This is a genomic window from Sphingobacterium zeae (assembly GCF_030818895.1).
Taxonomy (GTDB): domain Bacteria; phylum Bacteroidota; class Bacteroidia; order Sphingobacteriales; family Sphingobacteriaceae; genus Sphingobacterium; species Sphingobacterium zeae.
The window spans coordinates 3780160-3793146 of sequence record NZ_JAUTBA010000001.1 but is presented as its reverse complement, the minus strand read 5'-3'; the positions used below and the strand labels follow the sequence as shown (position 1 = coordinate 3793146).

Genomic DNA, 12987 nt, shown 5'->3' with positions numbered 1-12987 from the left:
ATGAAAAATATAAATTTAGCAGTTAGCGTATTGCCAGAAAAACAAGTGTTATATGCAAAATATCTCACTGTAAGAGGCTATTCTGAGGAACTTTGCCGGCCGTTGGAAATTGAGGACTATGTCGTTCAGCCAATGGCTGATGTTAGTCCTCCAAAATGGCATCTTGGGCATACTACATGGTTTTTTGAAACCTTTATATTGATTCCCCACTTACCGAATTATCAAGTCTTTGATGACGAATACAACTTCGTTTTCAACAGCTATTACGAAACAATAGGTTCTCGGGTGATTCGAACGGACCGAGGTAATCTCAGCAGGCCATCAGTAGCAGACATCTATAATTACCGACGATACGTTGACAAGCATATGATCGAATTTTTGGATGCGGAATTTTTGACACAAAATCTTGTTGATATCTTTGTTTTGGGTTTAAATCACGAGCAACAACACCAAGAATTGCTACTTACAGATATAAAATACATATTAGGACATAATCCTCTTTTTCCTCCCTATAGCAAAGAAATTAAATCAGCTGAATATGCAAATCATGATAGAGAGTATGTCAGGTTTAAGGCCGGAATTTATGAAATTGGATTCGAGGGGCAAGGTTTCTGTTTCGATAACGAACAGGGAAGGCACAAAGTCTACCTAGATGATTTCGAAATTGAGAATACCCTTGTCACAAATAAACAGTATCTTGATTTCATACAAGCTGGGGGATATTCAGACTTTCAATTTTGGCATGCGGAAGGATGGGATTGGGTGAAAAAACATCAAGCGCAAGCGCCCTTGTATTGGCATCTGATTGACGGGAAGTGGATGATTTATACCCTTAACGGATTGATGGATATTTACTTAGAGGCTGCAGTTTGCCATATTAATTTCTATGAAGCCGCTGCTTATGCATCTTGGAGAGGTATGCGGCTTCCGACAGAGGCTGAATGGGAAGTTTCCGCAGACCACATTAGTTGGGGAGAACGTTGGGAATGGACAAATTCCGCTTATCTTCCTTATCCTAGATTTAAAAAAGAGGCGGGTGCAGTAGGTGAATATAATGGCAAATTTATGATTAATCAAATGGTATTAAGGGGCGCTTCAATCGCTACACCAAAAGGACATAGCCGTAAGACTTACAGAAACTTTTTTCAAACCGCACATCAGTGGCAGTTTACAGGAATTAGATTAGCCAGGTAATATGGTCGAGATTGACTCAGTTTCTAAATCGTTCAACGGTAAAGCGGCCGTTGATCACATCTCAATAGAAGTTAGAGCGGGTGAAGTTCTCGTTATTTTGGGTACAAGTGGTTGTGGTAAAACCACAACTTTAAAAATGATCAATAGGCTGATTGAACCTGATAAGGGCAAGATCTTTATCCGAGGTAATGATATATCCAAACGGAGGCCGGAAGATTTGCGTAGAGAAATTGGTTTTGTAATGCAGCATTCGGGTCTTTTTCCCCATTATACGATAGCCAAAAATATTGCTGTGGTTCCAGAATTGCTGAACTGGCAAAAAAATAAAATTAAGGATCGTACGGTTGAGCTTCTTAGCAAATTAAATTTAGGAGAGGATCTGTTAAAACTCTACCCACATCAATTGAGCGGAGGGCAACAACAACGCGTAGGTATAGCAAGGGCGTTAATAGCCAATTCCCCTATATTGTTGATGGATGAACCCTTCTCGGCACTGGATAACATGACTAGAAGTGGCATCCATGCCGAATTCAAATTGTTGGAAGAGATCCGAAGCAAAACTATTGTCTTGGTTACACATGATGTGCCTGAAGCTTTTGAACTTGGACATCGTATCTGTTTGATGGATGAGGGAAAGATTGTACAGATTGGAACACCTAAAGAGCTATTATATAGTCCAGCAAATGAATTTGTGTTTGATTTTTTTTTAGAAAATCGCTTACTGTTGGAGTATAAAGTAACGATGCTACATGAATTAAAAGGAATTATAACATTGGATCATTTCATCGATAATTATGGTTTTTCTGAAAACACAGACCTATGGCGTGTTTTACAGGTGTTAAGCGCACGTGCGGATGCCATACTAGACTATGAATGTATGATAGTTGCATTCAACACGTATAGAAAACAGCAGGTGGTATGACGGATCAAACTCTTTGGCAATTCGCACTTGAGCAGCAGGAGAAGTTATTGATACAGATCTGGCAGCATTTAGAACTTACATTTTTATCTTTGACATTTGCCATTCTTATTGGAGTACCTTTGGGAATATTGATTTCAAGAAAAAAGAAATTTGCTGCTATTGTTTTAGCTTTTGCAGGGATTTTACAAACTCTTCCTAGTATTGCATTGCTGGGGTTTCTTATTCCAATCCTAGGTATTGGTCCTATTCCAGCTATTGTTGCACTTATTATATATGCACTTTTACCCATTATTAGAAATACTTATACTGGAATCACTAGCGTAGACCATAGTATCTTGGAATCAGCCAAAGCTATAGGTATGACCGATTGGCAAATACTATTCAAAGTTCAACTTCCCCTGGGTATACCGGTGATTGTCGCCGGAGTTCGGACAGCCGCAGTGATCAATGTAGGCGTCGCAACCTTAGCATCATTCGTTGGGGCCGGCGGATTGGGTGAATTTATTTTTGGTGGTATATCACTCAATAACTCCAATATGATCTTAGCGGGAGCTATTCCCGCTGCATTACTTGCGATACTTTTAGATAAAGGTATCGGATTGCTACAAAATTCAATCGCTAATTTCAGATTTTTTCTAATCTTTATTTTGCCCAGCTTTCTTCTTATTCTTGCTATCCTCTATATAAGAACAAACAGTGTTAATCGGCAGATAAAAGCTGGTTTTACACCCGAATTTATGGGGCGCCAGGATGGTTACTTAGGCCTCCGTAGTGTTTATGGTCTAAAAATAAAACCGCTTATCATTAGCGATGCGATTATGTACAAAGCCGCTTTTGAAAAGGATATCGATCTTATTAGTGGATATTCCACTGACGGTCGCGTCAAAGCTTATGATCTGTTTGCATTGAAAGATGACAGGAATATTTTTCCGCCCTACTTTGCCGCACCGATTGTCAAGGTAGCGACGCTCAAGAAATTTCCACAATTGGAAGAGACAATAAATCTATTGGCAGAGAAGTTCACTGATTCGGTGATGATTAGCCTTAATTATAGGGCTGATTTCCTAAAACAGACGCCTGAAAATATTGCCAAGGACTTTTTAGTGCAAAACAAACTCTATAGACCATCACGCCGAGGTCAGGCTGGTACCATAAGGATAGGTTCTAAAATTTTTGGGGAACAATACATTTTGTCGGCCATTTATAAAATTCTCCTTGAAGGGTATACCGATTATAAAGTGGAGACAAAGACAGGACTTGGCGGAACCAAAATTTGCTTTGATGCTTTGATACACGATGCCGTAGACTTTTATGTGGAGTATACGGGGACAGGGCTTTTGGTATTACTGCAACCGGAGCAACAAATTATATCCAATGTGTCCAAAGATCCTACTGGCACCTATAACTATGTAAAGGGTGAATTTGAGAAGAGATTTGGCATTACTTGGCTAAAACCTCTTGGTTTTAATAATGCATACGCTCTAATGATGCGGCGTTCTCAAGCTGAACAAAATCATATCCAAAGTATTAGCGACTTAAAAAAATACGAATAACCGAAAAAGTAATTCCAACATTTACTTCAAAATGTAAATAATTGAAATTATCAATGCTCTGACATTGTTTCAAGGACATCGCAATATAGCTTATTGTGGTATAAGTTAAACTACATAGCTATGAAAATTTTATTATGGAGAGGATTGATCAACAAATCTTGGGAGCATTGCACCGTTGACAACAAACACGTTACCTATAAAAAGACTCGCGCTTAATGTCAGGCCACTTTGAGTTAGTGGCTTAACATCGTTATAATTTGATGATAATGGAGTCGAATTGCTTTCAATTGATAGGATGTGATGAATTTAAATTATATTTCTACGTGTTCGAACTATTTGCTTGTTAAGCTTGTTGATAAGTTAAATGAAAAATATTATTATGTTATCTAATTATAAAAACATCATCCAGATCTCTTTATGGGGCATATTTTTGATAAGCTTTGTTTTTACAGGTTGCCGGGACCGCAATACTAAAAATCAGCCGGCAGGGAAAGAAGTCTCTAAAATGAAGGAGCAGGCTGAGAATACAGATTTTACACTTGCGTTCCTTAATGCCCTCTTCTATGAGGAGGATTTTGAGTCCTCTTTAAAATCCCAATTGCAACTCAGTCAAAGGCAGATTGCTGATTTAAAGGTAGCAGCGAGTACAGCTGTGGAAAAACTTAGCGAGGAGGATGAACCTTCCAGTAAATCATTTAAAGAGTCTATAAACCAGGCCACGACTCAAATTGTAAAAATACTCGGTAATCAAAAGGCTGCCCAATTCTTTCATTTTATAACTGCACGTTATAATGATGGAGAAAATACGCTACCAATTGAGCCAAATCATATTCCTGAAGACACGCGTATTATTGTAAATGCACCAGCTTTTCGAATGGATGTATTTCAGCAGGGTAAGCTAGTTAAGACCTACAGTATTGCTATTGGATATCCCGAGTTCCCGTTGCCTACTGGTGTACGTAAAGCGACCAACATCATATTTAATCCTACATGGACACCTCCGGATGAGCCTTGGGTGAAAGGTAAGGTTAGTCCGGGCGAGAAAGTCCCTGCTGGAAGTAAACTAAACCCTCTTGGGCCCATTAAAATTCCCATTGGTATGCCGTCTTTGATTCATGGCGGAAAAGATGTATCCAAATTGGGAGCGTTTGCTTCTCATGGTTGTGTTGGTCTTACGGACGGTCAGGTGCAGGATTTTACAAAATTTTTGTCCTTAGTAGCAGGAAATCCGATTTCGGCAGAGGCAATCGCTAATTACGAAAAAAAGGATACAAAAACTGAAACTGTAAAATTAAAGCAACCTGTATTAGTAGAACTTCGATATGAAACCATTGTTGCTCAGGATGGAGGTTTGCATATCTTTCGGGATGTTTATGAGCGTGGTACAAATACCATTGAAAATGCGACCCGTGTTCTTGATAAATATAATATCAAGCTAGAGAAGCTCAGTGAGCAAGAGCGCACTAGCTTAATGAAAGGTTTGGAAGATATGAATCAGGATGCGCGTGGTAATAAAATTGCCGGCGTTGACAATCCGGAATCATCCTCAACAGGCGATAGTGCAAAAGAACGAGCCGCTGATAAAGAAAGCCGAAAAGACAAAGGCCAAGTAACGAAAAAGGTAGTTGGCCAGAAAGAAATCGTTGTTAGAATTGCAGCATTGAAAGGTAAAGGATATCCACTTCCTGTAGACATTAATTCAGGGAAATAAATAAGTTCTAATTGCTTATTAGCACCCCCATGAAACTTTATGCTACAAGTATCATGGGGGTGTTTACATACCTTTTTATTTAATTTTGACGAGTTCCACACGTCTGTTTTTAGACCTGTTGTCTTCTGAGTCGTTAGCGACCAAAGGACGGTCTGCACCGTAGCCCTTAGCTGATAATCGGGATTTATCAATTTTCTGAGCAATGAGTGCATCCATCACAGCTTTTGCACGATCACTAGAAAGCTTTTTGTTGTGAGCGCTATCGCCAATATTGTCCGTGTGCCCTTCGATTGCGATTTTTAATGAGGGATCATTTTTTAGCGCTTCGGCAATCTGAATGACCAAATCGATTCCTGACGTGGTAATACTTGATTTATCCGTATCGAATGTGATATAAACGATCGATTTACCTGTTTCAGAGAGATCTTTTGTGATTTCATCTGCTGTAATTTTTTTTATCGTTTGTTTGAAATCATTCTCTTGAAGAATATTAAGTTTTGCTCCAGCATTGTTGCACGTATATTGAATAAATATATTACCTTGATTTTTGGTTCTAATAACATAAACTCTGATTTGTTCATCAACATATCCGATGTCACCTTCATCACCTTTGTGTGGATCCTGCTTATTGTATCGATCATACTCTTCCCTTGTAATGGTGCCATCAAAAACTTTTACAGCGCCGATAGACGCTAAATAATCCTCCATGCTTTTTTCAAAATAGCGTTGTGAAAATTGAGTACCTTGCTCATTTGTTATATTTGCTTTATAGAGTCTACCTTCGAATGGTTTCATAACTCCGTTGATGGCAAAATAGCAAACATCAAAGTCTTTTTTAATGGGCTGGTTCATCTCTTTGTAACCTTTTGGCGGAGTAAAAAATGGGAACACGCCGATATCACTCTCTGAGTACGGGATACTTGCAAGATCAAAGCTTGTTGTTGTGTCAATTTTTGTAGGCGCTTCTTCAATCGTTCTTTCCTGTGGAGTTGGCGGCGGGGTATTATCTTTTACCTGTTGGGTGCATGAGGCAACTGCCCATGCAGATGTCAATAAAAGTATTGTGCTTTTCATATTTTCTTTATTTTAGCTGTGGCAAATTTTATGCCTAAAACGTTGACATATTTGTCAATTGGATTGAAATGCGGAGCAATTCTTTTTCTTTTGCGCAGCTCCTATTGAAGTCTTTAGGAAGCTGCAGGAGTAAAGTTGTTGAAGCATTTTAGTATAAATTCCTATTATTATGGAATTCGTTTAAGCTCGTTTCTTGTTCATGGTTTTCACTCTCTCTTTTCTCAAACAGTAAAAATAAATAGCAATAAAAATCATCACGTAGAGGTTTGACTGTTGCTAAAGTAAATGGAGACAAGGTAATTTATATTAAAAGATTTGGCTATCGTGATTTCGCCAATAAATTGGCTGAAAATTTCTATTTTTAGATCCTCAACCTTATATAGTATAGTTAAGTCAACAAAGATAACCCGCACACAAAAACTAATGGATAAAAGCACAAAAATTATTATCTTTATTTTCTGTCTCTTCAAACTGACACTTCATATCATTGCGGATATACATTCAGGATTTCAGGGAGATGAGCTACTGCATATAGCAACCGGAAACCATCTCGCATTTGGTTACATGGAATTTCCTCCAGTTATAGCGGTTTTGGCATTTTTCCAAAACTTATTTCACGTCCAATCGATCTTTGTTCATCATATTTTTTCGCATTTGGCTATGCTTCTCATCGTGATTTATCTCGGTAAAATAGTTTTCGAACTTGGAGGGGGGAGCGTGGCGACTGCTATAACCTTATCGTGCTTATTGATATCACCTGGCCTTGGTGGATCACAGCAATCTTTTCAGCCGGTTGTATTTAGCCAATTTTTTTGGTTGATTTCATTTTATCAGTTGGTAAGGTTCGTAAAATATAAAGACAGAAGATATCTTTGGTATTTAACGGTGTTTATTTCTGTTGCCTTTCTAACAAAATATGATGCGCTATTTTTTTTAGTTGGCAGTTTGGGACTGCTATTATTTAGGAATATTCGAAAAGCTTTAATCGCAGCTAAATACTGGCAATTTATTGTCGTTTCTCTTCTCATACTTTTACCAAATATGGTATGGCAATACGTACATGACTTTCCAGCTTTGCATATGTTTGATAGACTTTACCTGACGCAATTGGATGATCTTACTTTCACTGAAGTAGTATCTGGTCTCTTTTTAGATATCAACCCGATTACATCTATCATGCTACTTCCTACATTTATTTTCATTTTAGGAGGTCAAAAAATGAAACATCATTACCGGCCCTTAGCGACTTCAATTTTATTTTCTGTTCTATTTTTAGCGTATTCTAAAGGCAAAGCCTATTACTTTTTCCCGATTGTTCTAACATTATTGCCATTTGTGGGTGTTTTTTTTGAGCGTATCATTATGCCCCAAAGAAGGTGGTTGTTATATCCATTAGGTTTTATTTTATTATTAGGAACTATGTTGATTCCTTTTGGTCTACCCATTTATTCTTATGCCCACTATATAGATACTATTCACAAATACCTACCTAAAAACGTGAAAAATGGCAAGGAGGTTCTTCCTATGCAAGAATACATTACAAAGCAAAAGTGGGAAAGTACTATGCAGGAGTTACGATCCGTTTATGACAGTTTGCCTGCAAATGAACAGTCGAACTGTCTCATTTGGGGTAAACATTATTCTCAGGCTGGCGCTATCGAGCTGATGAAGAGTACATACAGGCTTCCGAATGCCTTTTGCTACCACGGTAGTTTCTACAGTTGGGCACCATTTGGACAAATGCCAAAAACTGTAATAGCCATTTGTTACAACGATACCAGCGAAGATTTTTTTTATCCTTTTTTTGAAGAAATCATTCCTGTGAAAAAGTTATATAGTCCATATGCCAGTAACGAAGGATGGGTGCTACAGACGATTTATATCTGCAAAAAGCCTAAACAAAACTTTGACAAATTGAAAGATCTTTTTGCAACGAGAATATTTGAATAAGCAAACCTATAGATAGGGATATTATATTTTTTCCAACAATCATTTGTTGATAAATTTAAATCCTCTTTAGTCTTCAAAACCGTATTGTCACAATCTCAAATAGCGATGGCCATTCTGCTATTTCTGATTATGATCACGTCACCGTTATTTTCTTATCCCAAAATAACACTAGAAAAAATTTTTTTTATTTAAATTTAGCTGAATCCAGGTAAGACAACTAATAATCTCGGGCAATGCATACTTCGTATCTACACCTTTTAACATCTAAAAAGAATATTAAGTGTTATTTTTTTATAGCTATTTTTCTTTTATGTACTAATTTGAATCAGCTTTTTGCGCAGAAAACAACTGCTCTATTAAAAGAGAAAATTGAACGAATAATTTCAACGAAGGATATGAGGGTAGGAGTTTCAATTTTAGCAAATGATGGTCAGGATAGCATTTCAATAAACGCTGAAGAGCATTATCCTTTACAAAGTGTTTTTAAACTGCATATTGCTCTCGCAGTGCTCTCAGAAGTAGACAAAGGTAAGTTGTCATTAAACAAAAAGATAAAAGTTACTGAAAGGGAACTTCTCCCTGACTTTTGGAGCCCGCTTAGAGACGAACATCCAAAAGGGGGTGATTTTACGATTAAGAAACTAATCCAATATTCTGTTTCTCAAAGTGATAATGTGGCTTGTGATGTGCTAATTCGCTTGTTAGGCAAACCGAAGACAGTGGAGGACTATTTCAAGAAAAACCATATTATTGATAATTTTGAAATTAACTATACCGAAGAGGATATGCAGTCTAAATGGGAAAATATGTTTCAAAATTGGACAACAGCTAACGCTGCAAGTGAGCTTTTGATGAAATTCTATGCCAATGGAAACAATCTACTATCCCAGCATAGTTATGATTTTGTTTGGAAAACTCTGAGAGAAACAAATACTGGTGAAGACAGGCTAAAGGGAGCTTTACCAAAAGGAACGGTAGTAGCACACAAGACAGGATATTCTGGCAAAAACAGCGAAGGAATTACGGCCGCTTTTAATGATATCGGTATAGTGTTTCTCCCTAATGGTAAGTATTTTATTATCAGTGTTTTTGTGGCGGATTCTAAAGAGAGCAATGAAGTTAATGCACAAATGATTTCAGCTATATCAAAGGCGACTTGGGATTTCTATTTGGAGAAATAAATTGGAGTGTACGAAATTAATGTTAGATTAAACCTGCTTTTAGGAGAATGATTAGGAGATAGATGGATGTTATTCTTGTGCAAAGAAATGAAAAAATCAGCTGTAAACCAATATGTTATCGATAAATTTTCTCATTTTAATTTGAATGAGGAGGAACTTTTTGAACTTAACAAGATTTTAATCTTTAAAAGATTTCGTCGAAAAGAAATTATTTTTTCATATGGCGAACGCGTCACTACAATCGCTTTAATTATTGAGGGCGCTGTATATTCAAGTATCCTACAGCCGGATGGTACCACCCGTATTAACAGTTTGCATTATCCTTCATCTCTGGGAGAAATAATTTTTAATTTTGAAGATTACCTTCAAGACCGACCATCTAAGAAAGATTATCGGGTACAGGATGACTGTTTGCTATTGATGCTGGATATTCCAGCAGTTAAACGTCTGTATGAGCAATTTCCAAGATTTTATCAATTGGAACTAATGATTATTCAACCAAATTTCGTCACGGCACTGAAAAATATCGAGATTCTACAATCAAAAAATGCAGCAGATAAAATAAAACTATTAAAATTTCATGCGCCCGAAGTATTTAAATTATTTCCTTATGGTCATATCGCATCATATCTTGGAATACATCGGAATACGTTCAACAATGTTATATCAATTTTATAACTATTATACGATAAAATGCACAATTTTGTGCATTTTTTTAACGCTATTGTGATGTTAATTTGCTTCATGATTTGTAAAATGACTGAAAACAGTATTGGTATCGCAGTGGCAGATGATTCGCCAATTCATAGAAAGCTCATTTCTATTATTTTAAAAAGGGATCCACGTTTCCATCTTCATGGCGTTTTTAACAATGGGAGCGATTTAATTTTGGCAACCGATCAAATGGATCTCAAGCGTAGTATATATTTTCTTGATATTTTGATGCCTATTAAGAACGGACCTCAAACTACTATTTTGCTGAAAGAGCTGAATCCGAACGCTTTAATTTTTGGATACACTAGCCTGTTTTGCAGTCCAATGGTGGACCAGATGTATTATAATGGTGCGAAGAAGATATACCAAAAAGGGGAAAAATCTCTTCAGTTAATTTTCGATGAAATATACGAATGCTGTATCTTAGAGTGGGCAGAATGATACCTTCCTTACGGCAGTATCAATATATAAAAAAATACGATCATTATAATTAGATTAGAAAGAAGTATTCGCCGATTGGTTGTGTCCTACCAGATTATGTAACCGTCGAAGACGGGGAGGCTGAAATTAAATTTTGCAAAAAATGAATGTTGTTAAATATGTAAAGGTTTATATGAATTTAATGGATCCAAAAGCGTATATTCTTAACTTGACGAATGGGGCAGACCAAAATAATAGGGGTGGTTTTAATAAAAGCTTTTATCGTTCCATTGCATTTATTTTGATGTTAGTACCGTTAAATTTATTTTCTCAAAATATTGTTAGCAGAAAAAAATACACTTATCAGATTAGAGAAGAGATTGGGGATTTAAATAATGACGGTAAAATGGATAAAATTACCGTTAATATGGATACAACTGATAATTCACAACCGTTGAGATTACAAATATTTCTATCTGAAAATCAGGGGAAGTTAACCTTAGCATTAACTTCAGATCAAGCTATTGAACCGCAATATCCAGTCGAAAACCAAAGAAAGTACAATGGTTTTCAAGTGCCCGATTTTATTATTGAAAAAGGAATTTTAAAAATGTGGCAAGAAATTAAAGGTGGAAATATAACCTATCACTTCAAATACAATAGAGGTAATTTCGAATTGATTTATGTTGAAAAACTTACTAGTGATATCGCCAAAAGCTATTTTGACGAAAACACGATCTTTACTGAAACTAAATTTGATCTCATACGTGGAATAAGAACCGAAACAGATGAGCACTTTGGATCAGGCAAAGTACTTAGTATACGAAAGAAGACAGTTTTAATAAGGCCTTTGCCAAGATTGCAGGATTTCAAATTTTCCGATAAAAATCGATATTGAGGATTGCTCGTTATTTCCCAAATAATTCGACATGTGGAGTGGTTTTTCTTTTGTTTTAGCCGTGATCAGGTAGTTGCATGTTATTTTAAGATATACTGTAAATAATCGAAACTTTTGTATGGAGGCCAGCGTTACATTAAGTAACATTGAAATATTGATCATTGAAATATTACATATTCGAATAATCCAAGCGATTATTACAATGTCAATGTTACAAATTTAAAAGCAAAGCAAAATTAATTTAAAAAAAAAAAAATTGGAAAATAAAGATCCTTTACCACAGATAAACCATCGATTTGTGTCAAGAGTATGGATAGCCGCAGGCATCATATCGTTTATAGTCGTCGCCCTCCTGCTATCTTGGAAAGCCAATCAGGTGTTCTTGTATACTTTAGCTGGTGCCATCATTGCAATATACTTTCATGGATTTGCAGGTTTAATCGCCCGAAAAACAAAGATATCCCCAAAATGGTCACTTCCACTTTCTATCATTTTGTCGATCAGCTTTTTATTTGGAACTTTTTTTCTAATTGGAGCCCGCGTTACAGGTGAGGTGGTTCAGTTTACCAAAGAAGTTCCTAGCCTAGTAGAAGATGCTAAAAACTTCATCGAAGGCAATAGTAACATAAAACTGATTTATGAAAAAATAGCTTCTTCTAAAATAGTCGAGAAAGCTTCACTATTATTGGGTGGATTTTTTAATAGTACAGTCGGCGTTTTTGGAGATATCTATATCGTACTATTTATTGGAATTTTTTTCACGGCGGCTCCCGACCAATATAAGACTGGCATTGTAAAGCTTCTTCCAGCCGATATGCGTTTACAAGGTAATAATTTGATAGAAAAAATTGTAAAAAATCTCAGGTCTTGGTTAAAGGGAATGCTATTCTCAATGTTCGTTGTGTTTGTACTTACGAGCATTGGACTTGCTATTTTGGGTATAGATTTGTGGCTAGTATTAGCTCTTATTGCAGGGCTATTAAGTTTCATTCCCAACTTTGGTCCGATTATATCAATTATTCCAGCAGCTCTTGTTGCCCTTTCAAAATCCCCATCTACTGCTTTGTGGGTGATTGTGCTTTATTGTTTTGTTCAGTTGGTAGAGAGCAATTTTATTACACCCTTGGTGCAACAGGAATTGATCAAAACGCCCCCCGCGTTAATTATCATTTCGCAAGTATTTGTCGGGATCTGGCTTGGAGCCTGGGGGGTTATACTTGCTACACCAATTTTGGTCATTGTTATGGTGTTGGTACAAGAACTTTATATTAAAAAGCAGGATCAAAAGCAGTCACTTTCTAAATAATATTAAGTCCGTCTCTGCATACTTATAGCAGTACTATCGCTATCGACTAACTTCGGTATTCAGC

At 36.6% G+C, this 12987-nt stretch carries 11 protein-coding genes; 10 read left to right on the top strand and 1 reads right to left on the bottom strand.

The annotated features are described in order from the left end of the window. The 4 genes from egtB to QE382_RS15945 all read left to right on the top strand — a co-directional run bounded on the left by egtB (position 1) and on the right by QE382_RS15945 (position 5380). A complete protein-coding gene (gene egtB, locus QE382_RS15960) occupies positions 1-1194 on the top strand; it encodes an ergothioneine biosynthesis protein EgtB (protein WP_307186781.1) in 1194 nt (397 codons plus the stop codon). Position 1195: 1 nt separating this feature from the next. After that, on the top strand, positions 1196-2116 hold the full coding sequence (locus QE382_RS15955; protein ID WP_307186780.1) for an ABC transporter ATP-binding protein: 921 nt from the start codon (positions 1196-1198) through the stop codon (positions 2114-2116). Beyond that, positions 2113-3669: an ABC transporter permease/substrate-binding protein gene (locus QE382_RS15950; protein WP_307186779.1), complete on the top strand. Its 1557-nt coding sequence runs from the start codon at positions 2113-2115 to the stop codon at positions 3667-3669. The genes QE382_RS15955 and QE382_RS15950 overlap by 4 nt, the downstream gene beginning before the upstream one ends. 379 nt (positions 3670-4048) lie before the next feature. Further along, positions 4049-5380 carry a L,D-transpeptidase gene (locus QE382_RS15945; RefSeq protein WP_307186778.1) on the top strand — a complete coding sequence of 444 codons (1332 nt, stop codon included), beginning with the start codon at positions 4049-4051 and terminating at the stop codon, positions 5378-5380. Between the two features lie 75 nt (positions 5381-5455). Here the strand turns inward: QE382_RS15945 and QE382_RS15940 are convergent, their stop codons facing one another. Beyond that, positions 5456-6454 (bottom strand): OmpA family protein, encoded by a 999-nt coding sequence (locus tag QE382_RS15940; RefSeq protein WP_293880749.1) that lies wholly within the window; start codon positions 6452-6454, stop codon positions 5456-5458. Positions 6455-6877: 423 nt separating this feature from the next. On the opposite strand from QE382_RS15940, the gene QE382_RS15935 reads away from it, so the two are divergent. The 6 genes from QE382_RS15935 to QE382_RS15910 all read left to right on the top strand — a co-directional run bounded on the left by QE382_RS15935 (position 6878) and on the right by QE382_RS15910 (position 12923). Further along, entirely contained in the window at positions 6878-8404 is a 1527-nt protein-coding gene (locus QE382_RS15935; RefSeq protein WP_307186777.1) for an ArnT family glycosyltransferase, read from the top strand. A gap of 233 nt (positions 8405-8637) precedes the next feature. After that, positions 8638-9585 (top strand): class A beta-lactamase, subclass A2, encoded by a 948-nt coding sequence (gene bla / locus QE382_RS15930; RefSeq protein WP_293880745.1) that lies wholly within the window; start codon positions 8638-8640, stop codon positions 9583-9585. A gap of 87 nt (positions 9586-9672) precedes the next feature. Beyond that, positions 9673-10263, top strand: a complete 591-nt coding sequence (locus QE382_RS15925; RefSeq protein WP_307186776.1) for a Crp/Fnr family transcriptional regulator — start codon at positions 9673-9675, stop codon at positions 10261-10263. A gap of 78 nt (positions 10264-10341) precedes the next feature. Beyond that, positions 10342-10740 (top strand): response regulator, encoded by a 399-nt coding sequence (locus QE382_RS15920; protein WP_307186775.1) that lies wholly within the window; start codon positions 10342-10344, stop codon positions 10738-10740. A gap of 142 nt (positions 10741-10882) precedes the next feature. Then, positions 10883-11617 carry a hypothetical protein gene (locus tag QE382_RS15915; RefSeq protein ID WP_307186774.1) on the top strand — a complete coding sequence of 245 codons (735 nt, stop codon included), beginning with the start codon at positions 10883-10885 and terminating at the stop codon, positions 11615-11617. A gap of 256 nt (positions 11618-11873) precedes the next feature. Beyond that, positions 11874-12923, top strand: coding sequence for an AI-2E family transporter (locus tag QE382_RS15910; RefSeq protein ID WP_293880737.1), 1050 nt, complete (start codon positions 11874-11876; stop codon positions 12921-12923). Positions 12924-12987: the final 64 nt, after the last annotated feature.